Source organism: Dolichospermum sp. FACHB-1091 (assembly GCF_014697585.1).
Taxonomy (GTDB): Bacteria; Cyanobacteriota; Cyanobacteriia; order Cyanobacteriales; family Nostocaceae; genus Dolichospermum.
This window is the reverse complement of the sequence record NZ_JACJSB010000003.1, coordinates 57,276-78,766: the sequence shown is the minus strand read 5'-3', so window position 1 is coordinate 78,766 and position 21,491 is coordinate 57,276. Positions and strand designations below refer to the sequence as shown.

The window sequence follows — 21,491 nt, the reverse complement described above, 5'->3', positions numbered from 1 at the left end:
CAATTACCAATTACCAATCACTAATATTATGACTCGTCGTCGCTCTACTCCTAGTATTTATAAATGGTCGCGTCCAGCCATTGGAGCGATCTCCGGTTTTGGTATCCTGAATACAGGATATCTCACTTTTGAAAAGCTGACCGGCAGCACCCCGGTTTGTACTACACCAGAAAATGTTAAGAGTTGTGTAGATGTCCTTTCCAGTCCTTGGGCTACAGTTTTTGGTCAACCATTACCTGTATTTGGTTTATTGGCATACATTGGTATGTTCATATTCGCTTTAGCTCCTTTGGCATTGAACTCAGGGGAAAATCAAAAAAGTCAGAAACAACTAGAAAATGTGACTTGGTGGTTGCTGTTGATAGGAGCGATCGCTATGTCTGTTTTTAGTGGATACTTAATGTATGTACTAGCATTTGAACTGAAAGCTATTTGTCTTTACTGCATTGCCTCTGCCTTATTTGCATTAATCATGCTAGTATTAACCGTCATGGGTAGGGATTGGGAAGATAGCGGACAACTTTTATTTACCGCTTTAATTGTAACGATTGTGACGCTAATTGGGACTTTAGGAATTTATTCTCAAATCAGTCCATCAGGTAGTATTACTGAATCAACTGATGGAAAACCTACAGCAATCACCTTTACCCCAAAACAAGACCCAAATCCTGAATTTGGCTGGGAAATTACCACTAAATCTGGAGAAGCGGAAATAGCCCTAGCCCAACATCTGGTTAAATCTGGTGCTAAGGAATATGTAGCCTATTGGTGTCCCCACTGTCACGAACAAAAGCTACTTTTCGGGAAAGAAGCTTATCAAATTATTAATGACAATTCTAAGGTAGAGTGCGCCAACGATAGTCCCAATGGTAAACCGGAATTATGTAAAGCCGCAAAAATTGAAAGTTTCCCAACTTGGATTATTAATGGTAAAAGCTATAGTGGAGTACAAAATCTAGAAGAACTAGGAAAAATCACTGGTTATACAGGTCCGAAAAACTTTAAATATTTCCGCTAATGCAACTATTTGGCATTGAACAGTGGTAATTGTCTATGGGGAATAGGTAACAAGAAACAGTTAATTAATTTTCTGCTGCTTTTCCTGTTTCCCTTGCCTGTTACCTCAGAAAATAATGATATTCTTTAGTAGCGATCGCTTATTAAAATAGAAAGTAAAGGGTGAGGGATAGGGAGGTGCTGCTGCAAGCAGATTGCATAATACTAATCTGTTGTATATTAGAATATCAATCATCACTAAAATATAAAGAGGTTAGACTGTGCCTAAAAATAGTAGACCATCAAAAAAACCACTGAACCCATTAGAAAAATGGCTGGCTTTAGAGTGGAATAGGCCAGAAAGATCCTACAATCCAGATGTCCGAGATTTTTTGGCAGGATTGCTTGATTATCCTAAAGATTATGTTGTCACAGAGGATGCAGGTGGAGGAGGATATCCAGATATTAAGCTTTTAACCTCTGAAAAAATTGCTTGGGTTGTGGGTGATTTAAAAAAAGATGATAAAGAACTGACTACAGAACCCGGACGACAAAAGTTATGGAATCAAAAACGCAAATATGTTGAAGGTTTAACTCGTTATGTTGTATTTCTGACGGCTCACTATCTTTGGATTGTTATGCCAACAGGTGAGGCTGTTGAAGGATTAGAAAATCCAATTTTTTTATCTAATATTACTTTTGAAGAATTGAGAGAAACCCTCAAATTTATTGCTTATTCACAAGCATCTCACAATAATCAATGGCAAACTTTTATTGAGGGAAAACTACCTTATATTTATTTAAAACTTGATGAAAATGATACTTTAAATCAATTACGAAAAGATTTACAAATTAGTTTTACAGAATTAAACGCTGCCGCAGAAGATGTTATTGCAGAATTAAGTAAAAATTATGAATATTTTAAGCAGCAAGAAAAAGAAGCTGAGGGCAATTTAGCATCTGCGACAGAAGATAGTAAACGTCGAGCAATGATGCGCCTGAAACGTAAGTTTAATTTTGAAAGGCATTTATGTGAGGATATTTTACCTCAGTTTGAAGATCAATATGGTCGAGAAGTTAATGCAAAAGGTCAACAAGCGCAAGAAAGAATTAGGGAAGCATTTGCAGCTGATTCTGTAGCTGTATTGATTGCACGAGTTTTATTTTTACGATTGGTAGAAGATTTGGGATTAACCAATAGACGACGACTTTCTAATGGTGGTCCACAAGATTGGTCAGCGTTTGTTGATCAACTAATCGGAGATGCAAAGGCATTAGTACAACTGGTTGCTGAGGATTTGGGGCGGCTGTATCATGAGCCATTTGAACAAAATGTGTTTGATTGGATTTATGAAACAAATGGAGCATTAAATGAAGCCTTGCAACGTCTGATTCTTCGATTTAATGCTTATGATTTTTCGGGGTTGTCTGAAGAAATCTTAGGAGACATTTATCAAGCATTTTTACCTGCTGCAAAACGCAAACGCTTAGGAGAATTTTATACACCTCCTGCAATTGTTGATTGGTTATTAGAACAAACAGTTTTCAGTCACGAAGAAGGAAAATTACTAGATCCCTCCTGTGGCAGTGGTTCATTTCTCGTGCGCTATGTTCATCGCTGTTTAGAAGATGCAAAAGCGAGAGATTTAGATGTAGATTTTGTATTGCAAGAGCTACAAAAAAATGTTTGGGGGTTTGATCTGAATCCATTTGCTGCTTTTATCAGCCACTTTCAATTAATGTGGGCAATGATAAGATTTAAACCTTCTAGAAATCAAACAGATATTCCCAATATTTATGTTTATAACTTAAACAGTTTGCTGCGGGATGATGATTTGGTTTCGATTTTAGGAGAAGATTTTTTATCTCCTGGATCATTGGAACGCGATCGCAGTCAGTGGAAATACATTCTCGGAAATCCGCCTTACATTCGTGCAGAACGGGTAAAATATGGCGAGGAAATGAAAGGACTATGGCAACAAGTCTGGGGACAAAATGCCGATACAGGTTTAGTTTTTCTCTATCGTTCTTTGACAGAATGGCTAGAACCGGGTGGTTTTTTAGGCATGGTGGTAAGTGGTGGCTATGCTAATTCAGAAGCAGCCGCAAAGGTTTGGAAACTTCTTTATCCCAGACAAAATGCAGCATTAAGAAAAATAGTTTGGCTAGAATTTGCTGGAAAACAGTGGGATGCAAATGTAATTCCTATGTTGTTAGTAATTGAAAAAACATCAGCCCAAGAAGATGATGAAATTGAAGTTTATGTACCGTCAAAATGGCCAAGTAATGAAAAATCGGTGAAAATTAAATACAAGGATTTTTTTGATGCCAAAATTAGTCCAAGAATTACTGCTATTGATCCAAGTAATCCCACAGAAGGTTTGTGGGGAGATTATTTGTTGCCATTATTGCATCCTAATGATGTTCCAATACTCAAAAAACTTTATCCAAACGGTAATGGTGCAAACGTTGTTGAATTAAAAGAAGCAGTTGCAAAACAAATCAGCCGAAATAACCGCCCATTTTGGTTTACCTATGGCATTCAAAGAGGTGGAACAGAAGTTACCCCAGAATCTACAGGAGCAAGTGCCGTTCAGGTCATTGCTGGACGCAGTATATCAATGGGTTGGGCTGGGGAGTTTACCGGTTGGGTTGATCTTGAAGCTGTTAAGAACAGACCCTACGGAAAACTTAGTCTTTGGGCTGATCAAGCTTATGATAATTTTCTTGCAGTTGCTAAGTTTACTCTTGCTCCAACTTCTGCAATAGTATCCAGCAACAGCAATGAGCAGATTTTAGCAGCAATTGATACAGTTATCGTTGCCTTGCCTAAACCCGACGGACCATTAATAGAGGCAGTTGCAGCGTATCTGAATAGTAAACTTGTTCGTTTCTATTGGGCTATAAGATTACGTTCAGGAGTGTTAGAAGGATCTTCACGAACAACTTTTTATCCTCGAACTCTTGAAACTTTACCCTGGGTGAGAAATTTAGAACCTGATATAGAACAGCAATTAGTAGATGGGTATAATAATCTAGCTCGTTTAGCTAGTATTGCCAGAAAAAATCCCAAGGAGTGGTTGTTATCCAAAGTGGAAACACAAATTCTCACCAGTCGGTACAGGTTGAGCGATCGCCGTTTGGGTTTAAACTTTTCTAACTGGAGTAAAGAAGACGTATTAGCAGAAGAATTAATCTTGGATAATAACTGTATTCGCACAGGTTTGTTTTCCATAGAACTGGTCAATGCTGATTTAGCCGAGTTGGTTTATTTACTCTTAACTAATAGCACTGATGAATCTATTTCTAGAGCCACCATTCAAAAATTGAATGTGCCTCAAGATTATATCACTTTGATGCAAACCTATCGCCGGCGATTTGCTGATTTTCAAGAAGTTGAATCCGATTTTTTCAATGCTCTTAACCAAATTGATGCAACTGTTTACACCATGTTTAACATCACTGATGAAGAAAAAAATCATATTGAAAATCGTCTTGGTAGTTTCCCGTTAAACAAGTTACAACCTCGATATCCCTGGCAAACAGTTAGACCCCGATCTATCAACGCATATACTGAAGACAGATTTGAATAGACGTATTGATTTGAGTGCATCCATATAACCCATCTTCCGTCCGCTATATCAGCTATTACCCATTACCCATTCCTGATTTTTCACCAGAGTATGCACTTGCCAATTAGGATCAGTTTGTGGATAATCTAAACGATAATGTCCACCACGGCTTTCAGTTCTAAAAACAGCACTTTTGAGAATTAATTCGGCCACATCTAATAAATTACGAGTTTCTGCCCAAAGCCGCAATTCCTTTTCAATTTTCGGTTGTTGAAAATTAACTGATTGTCCAGGCTGTAAACTTAATAATAATTGACTTAAAGGTAAAGCTGCAAAGTCTTTTTGCCAAGATTTGATTTGCAAAATGGCATTTTCTAAACTTGATTTTTCTCGACAAATACCCGCACTTTTCCAGACTAGACGGGGTAAATTTTGGCGAATTTCTGTTAATTGTCTTTGTTGATTTTCCCAATCAATTGCAGACGGGTTAACTGCAAAATTTCCATTTTTAATAAAGTTAACAGATTTCTGTTTTTGAATTATCAATTTTTCATGATCAAGATTAGCCATTTGCGCCCCAAAGACAATACATTCTAAAAGAGAATTACTGGCTAAACGATTTGCACCATGTACCCCCGTACTAGCGGTTTCTCCAACAGCGTATAAACCGGGAATATTGGTCGAATTAGTCACATCTGTGAGAATACCACCCATCCAATAATGGGCAGCGGGAGAAACGGGAATGGGTTGATTAAAGACATCAATACCCCAACGTTGACAAACGGCGATGATATTGGGGAAACGATGACGAATTTTCTCAGGGGGAATAGGGCGCAGATCTAACCAAACATGGGCTGTAGCCGGGTCAGAGGCGGTATTTTGTAAATGACTAAAAATTGCTCGACTCACCACATCTCGCGGTGCTAATTCCCCGGCTGGGTGGTAATCAAAAGCAAAACGTCGCCCGGTATCATCTACAAGGTGCGCCCCTTCACCGCGTACGGCTTCACTAATGAGAAAACGTCCCGGTTTACTCAAGGCTGTAGGATGAAACTGGACAAATTCTAAATCCCGAAGAATCGCCCCCGCCCGCCAAGCAATGGCCACACCATCACCTGTACTTACCTCTGGGTTAGTAGTTTGGGCAAATACTTGACCACCGCCACCAGTAGCTAAAATTACTGCTCCGGCTCTAATCCAGGTAATTTTACCGTGATAAAATAGGCTAATTCCCAAACATTGACCGGTTTGAGATTCTATCCACAAACTCAAAGCCAAAGCTTGCTGAATTACTGTGATATTCTGACGACGTAGAACTTGATTTTTCAGGGTAGTTGTAACTTCCCTACCAGTGGTATCAGCCGCATGGAGAACACGAGGACGAGAATGGGCTGCTTCTAAGGTTAAGGCTAAGTTACTGTCATGACGATCAAAAGCGACCCCTAAATTAACCAGGGATTGAATACAACTGGGAGCTTGTTCAGCTAAAAATTTTACAGCATCCAGATCACATAAACCCGCCCCGGCTTTTAAGGTGTCTTCAATATGCAGTTTGGGCGAATCTTCCGGGGACACGGCTGCGGCTATACCACCTTGCGCCCAATCACTAGCGGATAGGGAAACTGTTTCTTTAGTAATTAAGCCGACTTGTAAGGATGCTGGTAAACATAGGGCTGTATATAGTCCTGCTGCACCAGCACCGACTACTAAAACATCAAATTGGTTAGGAATATCTATATCAGACAAGGTGAGGTAATAGGTAATAGGTAATAGGTAATGGGTAATGGGTAATAGGTAATTGGTCATGGGTCATGGGTAATGGGGAAATCTATGAAACTTCTTGCCGCTTACCTCTACCAATCACCAATTACCAATTACCAACTAGGGTTATCTGTAGATACCGTTGTTAATGCGATCATCACCTTCGTTGAAGTTAGGCTCAAATTCTGTCACGGTGAAATTATCCAAGTTGGCTTGCAAAAGTACTTTTTGTCTATCGCTCAATTCTGGGATATTTAATACATCCTCTACTTTTTTGTAGGGAGCATTTTTGATAATTGTACTGCCCAAGGTGGGATATAGTCCTGGATACTTTTGGAAAGCAGCGATATTGGTATTATTCAAATCAATTTTTTTACCAAAGTCCGTTCCCAGTTTCTGATCTGCTTTGTTTTGGCGGGCAACTGCTAAAACAGGAACTTGATTACCCACAAAGCTATTGAAACTAAAAGCTTGGGCTGTTTGGGTAGTTCCCAATATTCCCCAACAACCTAGCAACAATGTAAATACAGTGAATAAACGCACCAATCCTTTCACGATTTTTTACCTCTTTCTATCAAACAGCAATTAAATTGTTGATTATTTGCAGCCACAAGCCATAAACCGTAGGGCATAAGCCTGAATTTTCAGGTTGTTAGAGCAGTTTCTATTCTAACTTAATCCTGGTTTTGTCATGGTTTAGCTTCTTCGTTTTAGCTTGGGAGCTTGCACAACAGTCATCAAGAACTAATATACAGCGTATCAATATCCACAATATTCACTACTATTTGGTTTACTTTGACTTTTGCCAAAAATTCTTCCTCATAGCACTTACGCGCCTATTTTTGGGTGTTTTCCCCAGTGATGGGAATTTCACGCTAGAACCGCTGCTATTAAGAATAGACTGTCTACTAGAATTGTACTCAAAATTGCCCCTCCAAAGGCATACCAATGGCATTGTTTATTCAGTAAAGAGACTGTTCCCACTGTCATCAGTATCAGGGCAAGAATAACCGCCCAGCCTTCTCCCCAGGGTGTTTCGACTTGTTCTAAGGCATTTTGTAAGATTTGTGAAGCTCCTGCCGGGGATGTTCTCATAATTTGTCGCCAATAGGGCATCAAATCTACTAAATAAAAATAAATATCGGTTAAAACTGTCCCCAGCAAAGAACCTAAATAGAACCAATTGCCGATTTTACCCCAATTTTTGCGTAAACACCACAAAGCAAAGGGTAATCCTAGTGATTCTATGGGTATATGCCAGATTGGTTCATATCTTAACCAACCCCAATAAATTGCCCCTGTCAACCAAGTCCAGCTAAACCCAAAGAGTAAATCTCCCCATAAATAGGTTCGTGAACTTGACATTAATCTCATACTGATCCAGAGTAAAGAGCCTGTTAAAAATACACTTAGCGCAGGAAATGATCTTACTAATGGTGCTTCCACAAACACTGGTACTGATACTAAAAATACTGATGCTGCAAATACTAACCAATTTTGTCGGGAAGATATCAAGTTTACTAAAGAGGTATTTTTAACACCATCACCAATATCTAAGGTCGGGTTAGTAGCCGTATATAAAGAGAATGTATGATTAATCAAAGTTTTTAATATTTGTTACTAAACTTTACTTATCTCACAATATCACAAAAGCAAATCCCCCCAGGGGGCATCTCAATTGTATATTAACTTTTTTATAAAAAGAGAGGTTATATTTTTTCTCCACCAAATTGTGATGGATGCGTTTAAAATTAATCTTCAATATTCCCAGGACTTACGCAACTGGCACATTGGTAAGGTGCATGACTACCGCAAAAATCAGGCAAATAAGTGGATTTTTGATATCTGATGCACCCTACAATAGATTTTTGGTGTGACACTCCAAGGGCGGGATTACCCCACCCTGACAATTTCCTTAACTAGCTAACAGAGTCTTTTCCAGAGGTTTCCAGCGGAAGGTACGATCTCCACCTCTCTCAATTACTACTTTCACCCTTGGTTCTAATTTGGGTAAATCCATTAAATACTCAACTTCCTGATCAGACAAAATATGTCCCTCAATTATCCACAATACCAACCCCTTAGACTTAGGAGGTAATTGTGCTAAATGAGAATCGAGTATTGGTGGTAAATAATATACATCACCCACCGCAGCACCACTACCAGTGCTTTTTTTACCCAAATGCGGCGGTCTCACACCATGAACCTGAGTCAAATACGCAGCCACGTCACCTAATCCTCTAGCAGTAATATGGAGGCCAACATAGCCAGCAGCCCGCAAACGGCGCAAATAGCGACCTTCATAGCCTCCTTCTAGGGGAACATAAACACCCAACGCACCAAACTTCTCCAAATTGCGGATGAAACCGTTACCAGTGGTAATTAAGGCCATAGATTTTTTTCCTATCCCATCTCAGATATCTCTATTATTCACTCTCTGCTAGTAGATTAAGTTAAATGAAGCTGCATATTTTCATCAACCTTGAGAATCTCAAGCTAAAATCTAGGCAAAATCACCCCCCTATCAGCATCCCATAATATATCTAGAAAAATAGTAGACAAAAAATAATGAATGGTTTATAATGTTAGATTGTGACCGAATAGTAAATTAGATAGCCATCTTATTTTAGAGTTACCAGCCAGTCCCGCCATCTGATATTCTAGTTAGTTCCTTCAGAAGAATAAATTAGCTTATCCAGACAAGGGACTGCTAAACTAAAAAAGCTAGGACACAAACCGAGAGCCAAAATTATATTTAAGCTCCCACAGCAAATCACTCCCGTAAATCCTAAAAAATTAGGCCAGACCTCAAACAATAGTTTAAACTATTAAGAGAAGTAGTTCCTGAACAATAATGTTGGTTTTATGGCATTATGTTGATGGTCAGGAAACGGATACTGAGGGTCAATGACCACTTAAGTCCCACTACAACGGTAGAGTGCCAGAGCAACTGCTTGGACGAAAGCATTGCTGCACACAGCGCAAAGCAATCAAACCTCGCATTAGGTAGAAGTAACACCTTCTCAATAGGGTAGGAAACTATTCCTGTGATGGTGATTAGATTAGGTAAGTGAAAATAAACAAATTCACTAAAACAGAAAGGGCAAGAATTGTTGCGGTGCCAAAAATTTGCACTGATTAACACCAGTTCAAATTTCTGAAGGTATAGTTTACCCTCAAGCAACCGTGACAAAACTTCCAATTCGATTTCCATTAGTCAAATTAGGAAGGAGAACCAGTAACTGTGTCTGTAGGTATTCTCGGCACCAAGCTGGGCATGACCCAAATCTTTGATGAAGAAGGAGTATCTATTCCTGTCACCGTCATCCAAGCAGGTCCATGCACCGTTACACAAGTTAAAACAAAACAGACCGACGGTTATGCAGCCATTCAAGTTGGTTATGGTGAAGTTAAACCCAAGGCACTGAACAGGCCATTGTTGGGACATTTGGCTAAATCATCTGCCCCGGCTGTCCGTCATTTGAATGAATATCGCACTGATAGCGCTGGTGATTATGCTTTAGGTCAAGAAATTAAAGCAGACATTTTTAGTGCTGGTGAAATTGTAGATGTAGTTGGCACAAGTATCGGTCGCGGTTTTGCCGGCAACCAGAAGCGTAACAACTTCGGTCGTGGACCTATGTCCCACGGTTCTAAAAACCACAGAGCGCCAGGTTCTATTGGGGCTGGTACAACTCCAGGCCGTGTTTATCCTGGTAAAAGGATGGCAGGACGTTTAGGTGGTACTCGGGTCACAATTCGCAAACTGACAGTAGTAAGAGTAGATACAGAACGCAACTTAATCATCATTAAGGGAGCTATTCCTGGTAAACCAGGAGCTTTAGTGAACGTTCTCCCAGCAAAGAAAGTTGGTAAAAAATAGTCATGGGTCATTAGTCATGGGTCATTGGCAAAAAAAGACAACTGACAACTGACAACTGACAAAGGGCAACTGACAAAGGACACAAAGATGGTAGAGAGTGTAATTAAAAATTGGCAAGGAGAGCAAGTTGGCGAAACCAGCTTTGACTTACGAGTTGCCAAAGAAACAACAGCGGCGCATATAGTACACCGCGCCCTAGTCAGACAAATGACCAATTCTCGCCAGGGAACTGCCAGCACTAAAACTCGTGCCGAAGTTCGTGGTGGTGGTCGTAAACCCTGGCGGCAAAAAGGCACAGGTCGCGCCCGTGCAGGTTCTATCCGTTCACCATTATGGCGTGGTGGTGGTGTAATCTTTGGACCCAAGCCCAGAGACTTTAACCTACAAATGAACCGCAAAGAACGCCGTTTGGCATTGCGGACAGCCTTTATTAGTCGTGCTGAAGACTTAATAATTGTTGAGGAATTTAGCAACGAGTTACAACGTCCTAAAACAAAGGAACTTGTGGCCGCATTAGCTAGATGGGGCGCTGCACCAGAACAAAAAACACTGTTGATTTTGTCGGAAATTGCAGAAAACGTGCTTTTATCAGCCCGGAACATTGAAAACTTAAAACTGATTCCTGCTAACCAGTTAAACGTTTACGACCTGCTCCATGCTGACAAAATTGTTGTCACATCATCAACTATAGAGAAGATTCAGGAGGTCTACAGTGTCTAAACTAGTTGCCACCCGTGACCTACCCGATTTAGTGCGTCGCCCCATTCTCACCGAAAAAGCGACCATGCTCATGGAGCAAAACAAATATACATTTGAAGTAACTCCTAAAGCCACTAAACCACAAATCAGAGCCGCGATTGAAGACCTATTTGCAGTTAAGGTCGTCAAAATCAATACCGCTAACCCACCACGGAAACAAAAACGTGTAGGTAGATTTATTGGTTATAAGCCCCAATATAAGCGAGCTATTGTCACCGTTGCTCCTGGGGACGAAGAAAAAATTAGAAAAGTTCTCTTCCCAGAAGTCTAGAAATTTTAGATGAGAGATTTGAGATCAGAAACAATCTAAAATCTAAAATCTAAAATCCAAAATTGATTAATCCAAAATTCAAAATTCAACTATGGGTACTCGTTCTTATCGCCCTTATACCCCCAGTACTCGCCAAGTTACAATCTCCGACTTTGCTGAAATTACCAAAACTGAGCCAGAAAAATCATTAACTGAATCAGTTCATCGTCCCAAAGGTCGGAACAATCAAGGGCGGATAACCAGCCGTCGTCGGGGTGGCGGACACAAACAACTTTACCGCATTATTGACTTTAAGCGAGATAAGCGGAATATACCTGCGACAGTTACGGCCATTGAATACGATCCTAACCGGAATGCGCGGATCGCTTTGTTATTGTACGAAGACGGCGAAAAACGTTACATTTTGCAACCCAATGGCATGACTGTAGGCACAAAAGTGATTGCAGGACCTGATTCTCCCATTGAAGATGGTAATGCTTTGCCACTGTCAAATATCCCCCTGGGTAGTAATGTTCACAACGTGGAAATGACTCCAGGTAAAGGCGGTCAAATCGTCCGTGCTGCTGGTGCAACAGCCCAAGTTGTCGCTAAAGAAGGTAACTATGTAACTTTGAAATTACCTTCAGGTGAAGTCCGCTTAATTCGCCGTGACTGCTACGCCACCATTGGCCAAGTCGGTAATACAGACGCGAGAAACCTGAGTGCTGGTAAAGCCGGACGGAATCGCTGGAAAGGCCGTCGTCCCAAGGTTAGAGGTAGCGTTATGAACCCTGTGGATCACCCCCATGGTGGTGGTGAGGGCAGAGCGCCTATCGGTAGATCCGGTCCTGTAACACCTTGGGGTAAACCTACATTAGGTGCTAAGACCCGTAAGCGCAAAAAAGCCAGCACTAAGCTAATTATCCGTCGTCGCCGCAAATCCTCTAAACGTGGACGTGGTGGTCGTCAGTCCTAGAATTTTAGATTTTAAATTTTGGATTTTAGATTGGGTCTATTTTTAAGCTTTCAAAGTTTTTGAAGCCTAATATGGGACAGCTTAGTTATCCAAAATCCAAAATTCAGAAATTGAAAATCCAAAATCCAAAATCCAAAATTGCACTATGGGTCGTTCTTTAAAAAAAGGTCCTTTTATTGCTGATCATCTCCTCAAAAAAATTGAGAAGTTGAATGCAAAAAATGAAAAACAAGTGGTTAAAACCTGGTCGAGAGCTTCGACAATTTTACCCTTGATGGTAGGTCATACTATCGCCGTTCACAATGGACGGCAGCACGTTCCTGTATTTGTCAATGAACAAATGGTAGGTCATAAATTGGGAGAATTTGCTCCTACTCGTACCTACAGAGGTCATGGCAAAAGTGACAAAAAATCAGGGAGATAATCGCATAAATTATGGCAACTGATACTACTGAAGTGAAAGCGATCGCCCGTTATATACGCATTTCTCCCTATAAAGTGCGCCGTGTACTTGATCAAATTCGCGGGCGTTCCTACCGAGAAGCACTAATCATTCTCGAATTTATGCCCTATGGTGCTTGTGAACCAATATTAAAGGTTCTCAGAAGTGCCGCAGCTAATGCCGAGCATAATGCTGGACTAGACCGGGGTAACTTGGTAATTAGTCAAGCCTACGCTGATCAAGGTCCAGTGCTAAAACGGTTTCAACCCAGAGCGCAAGGTCGAGCTTACCAAATTCGCAAGCCAACGTGTCATATAACTGTTGCGGTTTCCGCCGGCGCTACTGCTGACTAAACAGCCATATAGGCATAAGAAAATTGCGTACAGTCAGAAATTTTAGAGGAAGCATTTGTGGGACAGAAAATTCATCCAGTCGGTTTTCGACTGGGTATAACACAAGAACACCAATCCCGTTGGTTTGCAGAACCTGACCGTTATCCAGAACTTCTACAAGAAGACTACAAACTCCGTCAATACATTGAACAAAAACTAGGTAGATACGCGCAAAATAACGCCGGTATTTCCGAAGTGAGAATCGAGCGCAAAGCCGACCAAATTGACCTAGAAGTGCGGACAGCCAGACCAGGTGTGGTTGTAGGTCGTGGTGGTCAAGGTATTGAATCATTACGGTTGGGACTGCAAGGGGCATTGGGTGGTAATCGCCAAATTCGCATTAACGTAGTCGAAATCCAACGAGTTGATGCTGATGCCTATCTAATTGCTGAGTACATTGCCCAACAATTAGAACGTCGCGTTTCCTTCCGTCGAGTTGTCCGTCAAGCAATTCAACGGGCGCAAAGAGCAGGAGTACAAGGAATTAAAATCCAAATCGGTGGTCGCCTCAACGGAGCAGAAATTGCCCGGACAGAGTGGACACGTGAAGGCAGAGTTCCTCTTCATACCTTGCGTGCTGATATTGACTACTCTGGCTGCACAGCTAAGACAATTTACGGGATTCTCGGTATTAAGGTTTGGGTATTTAAAGGAGAAATTATTCCTGGTCAAGAACAGGCTCCCGTCCAACCAGCTAGAGAACGTGACCGTGACCGTGACCGTGGAGACCGTGAACGCGAACCCCGTCGTCGGCAACAACAACGTCGCCGTCAACAGTTTGAAGACCGCTCTAATGAAGCCTAGTAATGGTCAAGAGGCAAGAGGCAAGAGGCAAGAGAAAAATCAATATCTCCCTATTACCTATTACCTGACAACTGACAACCGACAACTGACAAATCATGTTAAGTCCTAGAAGAACTAAATTCCGCAAACAACAACGCGGACGCATGGAAGGTCTGGCCAGCCGTGGCAGTACCCTCAACTTTGGGGACTTTGGACTCCAAGCCCAAGAACCATCTTGGATTACCTCACGGCAAATCGAGGCCTCACGTCGAGCAATGACTCGTTATATTCGCCGGGGTGGTAAAATCTGGATTCGGATTTTCCCAGACAAACCAATCACCATGCGTCCTGCTGAAACCCGGATGGGTTCTGGTAAAGGTAATCCAGAATTTTGGGTAGCCGTAGTCAAACCAGGCCGGATTATGTTTGAAATCGCTGGCGTTGCTGAAGAAATTGCCCGCGAAGCTATGCGCTTGGCTGACGCTAAGTTACCAATTAAGACCAAATTTATTGTACGCTCTCAACCACAGGAGCAGGAGTAGGTTATGCCTCTTCCCAAAATTGCGGAAGCTAGAGAACTAAATGACGAACGACTGGCTGAGGAAATTGTTGCCGTTAAAAAGCAACTATTCCAGTTGCGCTTGCAAAAGGCCACCAGACAACTAGAAAAGCCTCACCAGTTCAAACACGCACGCCACCGACTCTCCCAATTGCTGACAGTAGAAGGAGAACGGAAACGGGCAGCAAGTCTTTCAGACCAAGAGCAAAAGTAGAAGATTATGGCAGTCAAAGAACGAGTTGGCTTGGTAGTGAGCGATAAAATGCAGAAAACTGTGGTAGTAGCCATAGAAAACCGCGCTCCTCACCCCAAGTACGGCAAAATCGTAGTTAAAACCCGTCGCTATAAAGTTCACGACGAAGAAAATACGTGCAAAATAGGCGACCGGGTGCGGATTCAAGAAACTAGACCCCTGAGCAAAACTAAGCGTTGGCAAGTTACGGAAATCCTAAACACCAAAGCTACAGCGTAAACAGTTGTATCATAAAGTACAACAACCCCAAAAGAGAGACCAGTTGTGATTCAACCCCAATCTTATCTGAATGTCGCAGATAATAGCGGTGCTAAAAAACTAATGTGCATCCGCGTATTAGGTGCAGGTAACCGCCGTTATGGTGGCGTAGGTGATAGAATTATCGCCGTTGTCAAAGAGTCTTCACCCAACATGGCTGTCAAAAAGTCTGATGTTGTAGAAGCAGTAATTGTACGTACACGCAAGGCTATTAGTCGTGACAGTGGCATGACCATCCGTTTCGACGATAACGCGGCAGTGATTATCAACAAAGAAGGTAATCCTAGAGGTACACGGGTATTTGGTCCGGTAGCTCGAGAACTGCGCGATAAAAACTTTACTAAAATTGTTTCTCTGGCTCCGGAGGTGCTGTAATGGCAAAGCAGCCACAACCCAAAGTTTTTTATAAAATGCACGTCAAAACTGGTGACACTGTGCAAGTCATCGCCGGCAAAGACAAAGGTAAAGTTGGTGAAGTGATTAAAGCACTACCACAACTGAGCAAAGTTCTTGTCAAAGGTGTCAACATAAAAACTAAGCACGTGAAACCCCAGCAAGAAGGGGAATCAGGGCAAATAGTCACGACTGAGTACCCCATTCATAGCTCTAATGTGATGCTCTATTCTACCAAACAAAACGTTGCCAGTCGCGTCTGCTACACTTTCACCGCCGAGGGTAAGAAAGTGAGAATGCTCAAAAAAACAGGTGAGATTTTAGATAAATAAACTGGTGAATGAGGATGAGATTTTAGATTTTTCACCAAAATCCAAAATCCAAAATCCAAAATCCAAAATCTAAAATTCCCTGACCAAGCCCAGGGAATATAAGGACAAACACTATGGCAACCACAAGACTCAAAACCGTATATCAAGAGACAATTACTCCCAAGTTGATTAGTCAGTTTCAATACACCAATGTACATCAAGTGCCAAAGGTGACTAAGATAACTGTAAATAGAGGTTTGGGAGAAGCTGCTCAAAACGCTAAATCACTAGAGGCATCCCTCAGCGAAATTGCCCTGATTACTGGACAAAAACCCGTAGTAACACGGGCAAAGAAAGCGATCGCCGGCTTTAAAATTCGTCAAGGTATGCCCGTGGGGATTATGGTGACACTCAGAGGCGAACGGATGTACGCCTTCTTAGATCGTCTGATTAACCTCACACTACCTAGAATTAGAGACTTTCGCGGTGTCAGCCCCAAAAGCTTTGACGGCCGTGGTAACTACACTCTAGGTGTGCGCGAACAGCTAATTTTTCCAGAAGTGGAATACGACAAAATTGACCAAGTCCGAGGTTTAGATATTTCTATTATCACCACGGCAAAAACCGACGAAGAGGGCCGCGCCTTATTAAAGGAAATGGGAATGCCCTTTCGTGATCAATAAGTTCATCTAAAGAGGGAACGATGGCGGCTAACGACACAATTGCAGATATGCTAACGCGCATCCGCAATGCCAATATGGCAAAACATCAAACTACGCAAGTACCAGCTACAAAGATGACTCGGAGTATTGCCAAGGTATTGCGGGAAGAAGGCTTTATTGCGGAAGTTGAAGAAGCAGGAGAAGGGGTAAAGCGTAACCTAGTTATTTCCCTGAAATACAAAGGTAAAAATCGCCAACCATTAATTACTGCCCTCAAGCGAGTCAGTAAACCCGGTTTACGAGTTTACTCCAACAAAAAAGAATTACCAAGAGTGCTAGGCGGTATCGGTATTGCCATTATTTCTACATCCAGTGGGATTATGACTGACCGCGAAGCACGCCGCCAAAATCTAGGCGGTGAAGTGCTTTGCCACGTTTGGTAATCGTCATTGGTCATTGGTCATTGGTCAGTGGCAAAACAACGAACAACTGACAAGTGACAACTAACAACTGACAATAGACAAAGAACAAAAAATCATGTCTCGTATTGGTAAACGTCCAATTACCGTCCCCGCCAAAGTTCAAGTGGCGATTGATGGTGTCAAAGTAGTGGTAAAGGGTCCTAAAGGTGAACTTTCCCGACAACTACCTAACAATGTCATCGTCTCCCAAGAAGGAGAAACATTGCTAGTTACCCGTCGTGATGAAACCCGGACTTCTAGACAAATGCACGGTTTGAGCCGCACCCTAGTGGCCAACATGGTAGAGGGAGTATCCCAAGGTTTTCAACGTCGCTTGGAAATCCAAGGGGTCGGTTATCGCGCTCAAATTCAAGGGCGTAACCTAGTTTTAAACATGGGTTATAGCCATCAAGTGCAAATTGAACCACCAGAGGGAATTCAATTTGCTGTAGAAGGTACTACTAATGTCATAGTCAGTGGCTATGACAAGGAAATTGTCGGCAACACAGCCGCGAAAATTCGCGCCGTTCGTCCACCTGAACCCTATAAAGGCAAAGGTATTCGCTATGCCGGTGAAGTGGTCAGACGCAAAGCTGGTAAGACTGGTAAGGGTGGTAAGAAGTAAATATGAAACTTACACGCAAGGAATCAAAGGAGCGTCGTCATCGGCGCGTTCGTGGTAAGGTTAACGGTTCAGCCGAACGTCCCCGTCTGGCTATATTCCGATCTAATGAGCATATTTACGCTCAAGTGATTGATGATACCAAACAGGAAACTATAGTAGCAGCATCAACCGTAGAACCAGAATTAAAATCCAATATCGCTTCTGGTGCTAATTGTGAAGCATCAGTGCAAGTTGGTAAATTAGTAGCCGTACGCGCCCTAGAGAAAGGCATCACTAAGGTCGTTTTTGACCGGGGTGGCAACCTCTATCATGGTCGCATTAAAGCCCTAGCCGAGGCGGCACGCGAGGCTGGTTTAGATTTCTAAGTCCGTCAGTAGTCAGTAGCAACTGACAACTGACAACTGACAACTGACAACTAAAAGAGAACATTGATTATGGTAACCGGTCGTCGTAAAGCAAGCCGTGCGAAAAAAGAAGAAACCAACTGGCAAGAGCGAGTTATCCAAATCCGCCGGGTGAGTAAAGTCGTCAAAGGTGGTAAAAAACTTAGCTTCCGCGCCATTGTCGTCGTCGGTAATGAACGTGGGCAAGTTGGAGTCGGAGTTGGCAAGGCCTCAGATGTAATTGGTGCAGTTAAAAAAGGTGTTGCTGATGGTAAAAAACATCTAATTGACATCCCTATCACTAAATCCAATTCTATTCCTCACCCCATTGATGGTATTGGTGGTGGAGCTAAGGTCATGATGCGTCCAGCAGCACCAGGTACAGGCGTAATTGCTGGGGGTGCTGTACGGACTGTATTAGAGTTAGCAGGAATACGTAATATTCTGGCTAAACAATTAGGTTCAAACAATCCTTTAAACAACGCTAGAGCAGCAGTTAATGCTCTATCTACCCTGCGGACATTAAGTGAAGTTGCTGAAGATCGCGGTATCGCCATTGAGAAACTCTATATTTAGTCGCCCTTTGTATCAGATTCTCAATCTCAAATCCAAAATCTAAAATCTAAAATCCCCAATCAAAATGAGACTCAACGATGTTAAGCCTCAAAAAGGCTCGAAAAAACGCCGTAAGCGCGTAGGTAGAGGTATTTCTGCTGGACAAGGCGCTAGTGCTGGTCTAGGGATGCGTGGTCAAAAATCCCGTTCTGGTAGTGGGACAAGACCAGGTTTTGAAGGTGGTCAACAGCCATTGTACCGCCGGATACCTAAACTCAAGGGATTCCCTCTCGTTAATCGGAAAATTTACACGATCATTAATGTAGAGAAGTTAAATGATTTACCTGCTAACTCAGAAGTAACTCTGGAATCTTTAAAGGAGGCTGGTATTTTAACCGCTGCTAAGGGGCCATTGAAAATTTTGGGAAATGGGGAATTAAATGTTCCTCTCCGGGTCAAGGCCGCTGCTTTCACGGGTCAAGCTCGTATCAAAATTGAGGCTGCTGGTGGGAGTTGTGATAGCGTAGCGCGGCCTACAGCCACAGCTGCATAAAAGATGAAGGATGCGGGATGAAGGATAAAAGATCAAGCACTGGAAACTTCACACCTCATACTTCACACCTCATACTTAAAAGGTAAAACTCTATGATCAGTCGAGACAAAGCCCCAACGGCTCAAGAAACTTTTATGCAGATGGCGCAAGCAGCCGGACTGAGAGGTAGGCTGCTTGTTACCGTAGGTATTTTAATTTTAGTTCGTTTGGGCATCTTTTTACCTGTACCAGGAATTGATAGACCTAAGTTTGCTGAAGCTATATCGGGCAATAATTCCATCTTTGGCTTGTTGGATATATTCTCTGGACGAGGACTCTCTACTTTGGGGATCTTTGCTTTGGGGATTTTGCCCTTTATTAATGCTTCCATTATCATCCAATTGCTCACCGCCGCTGTGCCTTCTTTAGAAAATTTACAGAAAAATGAAGGGGAAGCAGGTCGGCGGAAAATATCACAAATTACCCGCTATGTGACTGTAGGTTGGGCAATTATTCAAAGTGTGGCTTTTTCGGCATTATTCCTCCAACAATTCGCCCTCAACCCAGGTCCGATATTTGTGGCAGAAACGGCAATTGCTCTCACTGCTGGTTCAATGTTCGTGATGTGGGCATCAGAACTAATTACGGAACGGGGTATTGGTAATGGTGCATCTTTGCTGATTTTTGTCAACATTGTTGCTTCTTTACCCAAGGCTCTCGGTGATACCATTGACTTGGTACAGGTGGGTGGACGGGAAATTGTCGGCCGTGTCATTGTTCTTGTACTAGTTTTTATGCTCACTATCGTGGGTATTGTGTTCGTACAAGAGGGTATGCGCCGCATCCCTATTATTTCTGCCCGTCGTCAAGTGGGTAGAAAGGTTTTAGCAGAACAGCGCAGTTATTTACCCCTACGTCTTAATTCTGGGGGGGTAATGCCGATTATTTTCGCGGCGGCTATCCTGAGTTTACCGCTTTTAGTCGCCAATTTTACTAAAAATCCCGAATTAGCAAACATTGTTAATACTTACCTGAGTCCTGGTGGTTCTGCACCTTGGGTATATGCCCTCGTTTACTTAATTTCCATTGTTTTCTTTAGTTACTTCTATTCTTCGTTGATTCTCAACCCTGTAGATGTGGCTCAGAATTTGAAAAAAATGGGTTCTAGTATTCCGGGTATTCGTCCCGGTAAGGCTACTAGTGAGTATATTGAACGGGTGACGAATCGCCTCACTTTTTTAGGTGCTATCTTTTTGGGTTTGGTGGCAATTATTCCTACCGCAGTTGAAAGTGCTTTGAAAGTGCCAACTTTTAAGGGGCTTGGTGCAACATCTTTGTTAATCTTGGTTGGTGTGGCAATTGATACGGCTAAACAAATCCAAACTTATGTTATATCTCAGCGATATGAAGGAATGGTGAAACAATAGTGACGCGATTAATCTTCTTGGGACCACCGGGAGCAGGTAAAGGAACTCAAGCTAAAATATTGGCTGAATTTTTACAGATTCCCCATATTTCTACAGGTGACATTCTACGCCAGGCTATTCAGGAGAAAACAGATTTGGGTATCCAAGCCCAAGCTTATATGGATAAAGGCGAATTAGTCCCCGATAAATTAGTAGAGGATATGGTTGAGGAACGTCTGAAAAAATCAGATGCTAAATCAGGTTGGATTTTAGACGGCTTTCCCCGTAAAGTTACACAGGCAGAGTTTTTGGCAAAATTACTCGAAAATTTAGGACAGGGTGGTGAAAAGGTAGTCAATCTGGATGCGCCAGATGAAACTGTTGTTAGTCGCTTACTCGGACGCGGACGCAAAGATGATACTCAGGAGGTGATTCGTCGCCGCTTGGAGGTTTATCGTGATGATACTGCACCCTTGATTAGTTATTACAGCCAGCGCGAAAAACTCCTCACAGTCAACGGTAATCAGTCCCAAGAAGAAGTTTTTACTGCTTTGCAAAATATCATAGCTGCTTAAAAGAAATAGGGACAGTATTCTATGTAGGTAGAAGGAAAAAACTGATTTCATGATGGCCTATTACCTGTACCCTACTTTCTCGCCCAGGCACAAGTCAATTTTAGCTAAGATATATTCATAAACTGTTGAGATATTTCTCTAATTGTGTTCTTTATGCATGACAAGTGTACAAGAATAATAGGAGATTGTTGAGTTGAGGAAAAAACTTGTCTAAGCAAGATCTAATTGAAATGGAAGGGACTGTCACCGAATCTTTGCCTAATGCAATGTTTCGTGTTGACTTAGATAACGGCTTTAATGTCCTAGCACACATCTCTGGGAAAATTCGCCGTAATTACATTAAGATCTTACCTGGCGATCGCGTCAAAGTTGAATTAACGCCCTACGACTTAACCAAAGGTAGAATCACCTATCGTCTACGGAAGAAATAAATCTATGTCGAGAATTCTACCATAAATCAATTGGTCTTTTTCTAGTTACATAACTGAAATATTTCTTCTAGAAATGCTATAATCTACTATTTGGAGTCAAATTTAAAAGGCATGAAAGTCAGAGCCTCAGTTAAGAAGATTTGTGAGAAATGTAGCGTGATCAAGCGTCGTGGTCGCGTTATGGTGATTTGTGAAAATCCCAAACACAAACAACGTCAGGGATAGATTCAAATCTATCAAAGTTAAGAACGGGACTAAAGGCTTGAGGCCAGA

28 protein-coding genes are annotated in these 21,491 nt (G+C 42.0%); 24 read left to right on the top strand and 4 right to left on the bottom strand.

The window, feature by feature from the left end; all coding sequences use genetic code 11:
• Positions 1-28 precede the first annotated feature (28 nt).
• Both H6G25_RS02555 and H6G25_RS02550 read left to right on the top strand, forming a co-directional pair.
• A complete protein-coding gene (locus H6G25_RS02555; protein ID WP_190391126.1) occupies positions 29-1,018 on the top strand; it encodes a vitamin K epoxide reductase family protein in 990 nt (329 codons plus the stop codon).
• 259 nt (positions 1,019-1,277) lie between these two features.
• Positions 1,278-4,589, top strand: coding sequence for an N-6 DNA methylase (locus tag H6G25_RS02550; RefSeq protein ID WP_190391125.1), 3,312 nt, complete (start codon positions 1,278-1,280; stop codon positions 4,587-4,589).
• Between the two features lie 48 nt (positions 4,590-4,637).
• Here the strand turns inward: H6G25_RS02550 and nadB are convergent, their stop codons facing one another.
• From nadB to H6G25_RS02530, 4 genes are all read right to left on the bottom strand, one after another.
• Positions 4,638-6,314: an L-aspartate oxidase gene (gene nadB, locus H6G25_RS02545; protein ID WP_190391236.1), complete on the bottom strand. Its 1,677-nt coding sequence runs from the start codon at positions 6,312-6,314 to the stop codon at positions 4,638-4,640.
• Positions 6,315-6,455: 141 nt separating this feature from the next.
• Positions 6,456-6,884, bottom strand: coding sequence for a photosystem II complex extrinsic protein PsbU (psbU, locus tag H6G25_RS02540; protein WP_190391124.1), 429 nt, complete (start codon positions 6,882-6,884; stop codon positions 6,456-6,458).
• A gap of 315 nt (positions 6,885-7,199) precedes the next feature.
• Positions 7,200-7,931, bottom strand: coding sequence for a DUF3120 domain-containing protein (locus H6G25_RS02535; RefSeq protein WP_190391123.1), 732 nt, complete (start codon positions 7,929-7,931; stop codon positions 7,200-7,202).
• A 313-nt stretch (positions 7,932-8,244) separates the two neighbouring features.
• The gene (locus H6G25_RS02530) at positions 8,245-8,721 is read right to left on the bottom strand and encodes an NAD(P)H-quinone oxidoreductase subunit N (protein ID WP_028085262.1); all 477 of its coding nucleotides are present in this window, start codon (positions 8,719-8,721) and stop codon (positions 8,245-8,247) included.
• A gap of 852 nt (positions 8,722-9,573) precedes the next feature.
• Here H6G25_RS02530 and rplC point away from each other — a divergent pair.
• The 22 genes from rplC to rpmJ all read left to right on the top strand — a co-directional run bounded on the left by rplC (position 9,574) and on the right by rpmJ (position 21,443).
• Positions 9,574-10,212 (top strand): 50S ribosomal protein L3, encoded by a 639-nt coding sequence (gene rplC, locus H6G25_RS02525; RefSeq protein ID WP_028085261.1) that lies wholly within the window; start codon positions 9,574-9,576, stop codon positions 10,210-10,212.
• Positions 10,213-10,299: 87 nt separating this feature from the next.
• Positions 10,300-10,932, top strand: coding sequence for a 50S ribosomal protein L4 (gene rplD / locus H6G25_RS02520; protein ID WP_137906403.1), 633 nt, complete (start codon positions 10,300-10,302; stop codon positions 10,930-10,932).
• A complete protein-coding gene (locus H6G25_RS02515) occupies positions 10,925-11,242 on the top strand; it encodes a 50S ribosomal protein L23 (RefSeq protein ID WP_137906402.1) in 318 nt (105 codons plus the stop codon). Before rplD ends, H6G25_RS02515 begins: the two co-directional genes overlap by 8 nt.
• A gap of 91 nt (positions 11,243-11,333) precedes the next feature.
• Positions 11,334-12,197, top strand: a complete 864-nt coding sequence (gene rplB, locus H6G25_RS02510) for a 50S ribosomal protein L2 (RefSeq protein WP_028085258.1) — start codon at positions 11,334-11,336, stop codon at positions 12,195-12,197.
• Positions 12,198-12,342: 145 nt separating this feature from the next.
• Positions 12,343-12,621: a 30S ribosomal protein S19 gene (rpsS, locus tag H6G25_RS02505; RefSeq protein ID WP_028085257.1), complete on the top strand. Its 279-nt coding sequence runs from the start codon at positions 12,343-12,345 to the stop codon at positions 12,619-12,621.
• 11 nt (positions 12,622-12,632) lie between these two features.
• Positions 12,633-12,992, top strand: coding sequence for a 50S ribosomal protein L22 (gene rplV / locus H6G25_RS02500; protein WP_190391122.1), 360 nt, complete (start codon positions 12,633-12,635; stop codon positions 12,990-12,992).
• 57 nt (positions 12,993-13,049) lie between these two features.
• Positions 13,050-13,835 (top strand): 30S ribosomal protein S3, encoded by a 786-nt coding sequence (gene rpsC, locus H6G25_RS02495; protein WP_190391121.1) that lies wholly within the window; start codon positions 13,050-13,052, stop codon positions 13,833-13,835.
• Between the two features lie 95 nt (positions 13,836-13,930).
• A complete protein-coding gene (gene rplP, locus H6G25_RS02490; protein ID WP_028085254.1) occupies positions 13,931-14,356 on the top strand; it encodes a 50S ribosomal protein L16 in 426 nt (141 codons plus the stop codon).
• A gap of 3 nt (positions 14,357-14,359) precedes the next feature.
• On the top strand, positions 14,360-14,587 hold the full coding sequence (gene rpmC / locus H6G25_RS02485; RefSeq protein ID WP_190391120.1) for a 50S ribosomal protein L29: 228 nt from the start codon (positions 14,360-14,362) through the stop codon (positions 14,585-14,587).
• 6 nt (positions 14,588-14,593) lie between these two features.
• Positions 14,594-14,845 (top strand): 30S ribosomal protein S17, encoded by a 252-nt coding sequence (gene rpsQ / locus H6G25_RS02480; protein ID WP_137906397.1) that lies wholly within the window; start codon positions 14,594-14,596, stop codon positions 14,843-14,845.
• Between the two features lie 45 nt (positions 14,846-14,890).
• Positions 14,891-15,259, top strand: coding sequence for a 50S ribosomal protein L14 (rplN, locus tag H6G25_RS02475; protein ID WP_137906396.1), 369 nt, complete (start codon positions 14,891-14,893; stop codon positions 15,257-15,259).
• A complete protein-coding gene (gene rplX / locus H6G25_RS02470; RefSeq protein WP_028089026.1) occupies positions 15,259-15,609 on the top strand; it encodes a 50S ribosomal protein L24 in 351 nt (116 codons plus the stop codon). Before rplN ends, rplX begins: the two co-directional genes overlap by 1 nt.
• A 113-nt stretch (positions 15,610-15,722) precedes the next feature.
• Positions 15,723-16,271 carry a 50S ribosomal protein L5 gene (rplE, locus tag H6G25_RS02465; protein WP_028085249.1) on the top strand — a complete coding sequence of 183 codons (549 nt, stop codon included), beginning with the start codon at positions 15,723-15,725 and terminating at the stop codon, positions 16,269-16,271.
• A gap of 20 nt (positions 16,272-16,291) precedes the next feature.
• Entirely contained in the window at positions 16,292-16,693 is a 402-nt protein-coding gene (gene rpsH / locus H6G25_RS02460) for a 30S ribosomal protein S8 (protein ID WP_028085248.1), read from the top strand.
• A 94-nt stretch (positions 16,694-16,787) separates the two neighbouring features.
• Positions 16,788-17,336: a 50S ribosomal protein L6 gene (gene rplF, locus H6G25_RS02455; RefSeq protein WP_028085247.1), complete on the top strand. Its 549-nt coding sequence runs from the start codon at positions 16,788-16,790 to the stop codon at positions 17,334-17,336.
• A gap of 2 nt (positions 17,337-17,338) precedes the next feature.
• On the top strand, positions 17,339-17,701 hold the full coding sequence (gene rplR / locus H6G25_RS02450) for a 50S ribosomal protein L18 (protein WP_190391119.1): 363 nt from the start codon (positions 17,339-17,341) through the stop codon (positions 17,699-17,701).
• Between the two features lie 69 nt (positions 17,702-17,770).
• Positions 17,771-18,295 carry a 30S ribosomal protein S5 gene (gene rpsE, locus H6G25_RS02445; RefSeq protein ID WP_028089024.1) on the top strand — a complete coding sequence of 175 codons (525 nt, stop codon included), beginning with the start codon at positions 17,771-17,773 and terminating at the stop codon, positions 18,293-18,295.
• 64 nt (positions 18,296-18,359) lie between these two features.
• Positions 18,360-18,827 carry a 50S ribosomal protein L15 gene (rplO, locus tag H6G25_RS02440; RefSeq protein ID WP_137906392.1) on the top strand — a complete coding sequence of 156 codons (468 nt, stop codon included), beginning with the start codon at positions 18,360-18,362 and terminating at the stop codon, positions 18,825-18,827.
• Positions 18,828-18,919: 92 nt separating this feature from the next.
• Positions 18,920-20,233, top strand: a complete 1,314-nt coding sequence (secY, locus tag H6G25_RS02435; protein WP_190391118.1) for a preprotein translocase subunit SecY — start codon at positions 18,920-18,922, stop codon at positions 20,231-20,233.
• Positions 20,233-20,787 carry an adenylate kinase gene (locus H6G25_RS02430; RefSeq protein WP_137906390.1) on the top strand — a complete coding sequence of 185 codons (555 nt, stop codon included), beginning with the start codon at positions 20,233-20,235 and terminating at the stop codon, positions 20,785-20,787. Before secY ends, H6G25_RS02430 begins: the two co-directional genes overlap by 1 nt.
• Positions 20,788-20,993: 206 nt before the next feature.
• On the top strand, positions 20,994-21,218 hold the full coding sequence (gene infA / locus H6G25_RS02425) for a translation initiation factor IF-1 (RefSeq protein WP_006276978.1): 225 nt from the start codon (positions 20,994-20,996) through the stop codon (positions 21,216-21,218).
• A 111-nt stretch (positions 21,219-21,329) separates the two neighbouring features.
• Entirely contained in the window at positions 21,330-21,443 is a 114-nt protein-coding gene (rpmJ, locus tag H6G25_RS02420) for a 50S ribosomal protein L36 (RefSeq protein ID WP_015079193.1), read from the top strand.
• Positions 21,444-21,491 lie beyond the last annotated feature (48 nt).

Bases quoted from the DNA above. Each gene is read 5' to 3' on its own strand.
- H6G25_RS02555 (WP_190391126.1), top strand. From the start codon at position 29: ATGACTCGTCGTCGCTCTACTCCTAGTATTTATAAATGGTCGCGTCCA.
- H6G25_RS02530 (WP_028085262.1), bottom strand. From the start codon at position 8,721: ATGGCCTTAATTACCACTGGTAACGGTTTCATCCGCAATTTGGAGAAG.
- rplD (WP_137906403.1), top strand. From the start codon at position 10,300: ATGGTAGAGAGTGTAATTAAAAATTGGCAAGGAGAGCAAGTTGGCGAA.
- rplB (WP_028085258.1), top strand. From the start codon at position 11,334: ATGGGTACTCGTTCTTATCGCCCTTATACCCCCAGTACTCGCCAAGTT.
- rpsS (WP_028085257.1), top strand. From the start codon at position 12,343: ATGGGTCGTTCTTTAAAAAAAGGTCCTTTTATTGCTGATCATCTCCTC.
- rplV (WP_190391122.1), top strand. From the start codon at position 12,633: ATGGCAACTGATACTACTGAAGTGAAAGCGATCGCCCGTTATATACGC.
- rplP (WP_028085254.1), top strand. From the start codon at position 13,931: ATGTTAAGTCCTAGAAGAACTAAATTCCGCAAACAACAACGCGGACGC.
- rpmC (WP_190391120.1), top strand. From the start codon at position 14,360: ATGCCTCTTCCCAAAATTGCGGAAGCTAGAGAACTAAATGACGAACGA.
- rpsQ (WP_137906397.1), top strand. From the start codon at position 14,594: ATGGCAGTCAAAGAACGAGTTGGCTTGGTAGTGAGCGATAAAATGCAG.
- rplX (WP_028089026.1), top strand. From the start codon at position 15,259: ATGGCAAAGCAGCCACAACCCAAAGTTTTTTATAAAATGCACGTCAAA.
- rplE (WP_028085249.1), top strand. From the start codon at position 15,723: ATGGCAACCACAAGACTCAAAACCGTATATCAAGAGACAATTACTCCC.
- rpsH (WP_028085248.1), top strand. From the start codon at position 16,292: ATGGCGGCTAACGACACAATTGCAGATATGCTAACGCGCATCCGCAAT.
- rplF (WP_028085247.1), top strand. From the start codon at position 16,788: ATGTCTCGTATTGGTAAACGTCCAATTACCGTCCCCGCCAAAGTTCAA.
- rplR (WP_190391119.1), top strand. From the start codon at position 17,339: ATGAAACTTACACGCAAGGAATCAAAGGAGCGTCGTCATCGGCGCGTT.
- rpsE (WP_028089024.1), top strand. From the start codon at position 17,771: ATGGTAACCGGTCGTCGTAAAGCAAGCCGTGCGAAAAAAGAAGAAACC.
- rplO (WP_137906392.1), top strand. From the start codon at position 18,360: ATGAGACTCAACGATGTTAAGCCTCAAAAAGGCTCGAAAAAACGCCGT.
- secY (WP_190391118.1), top strand. From the start codon at position 18,920: ATGATCAGTCGAGACAAAGCCCCAACGGCTCAAGAAACTTTTATGCAG.
- rpmJ (WP_015079193.1), top strand. From the start codon at position 21,330: ATGAAAGTCAGAGCCTCAGTTAAGAAGATTTGTGAGAAATGTAGCGTG.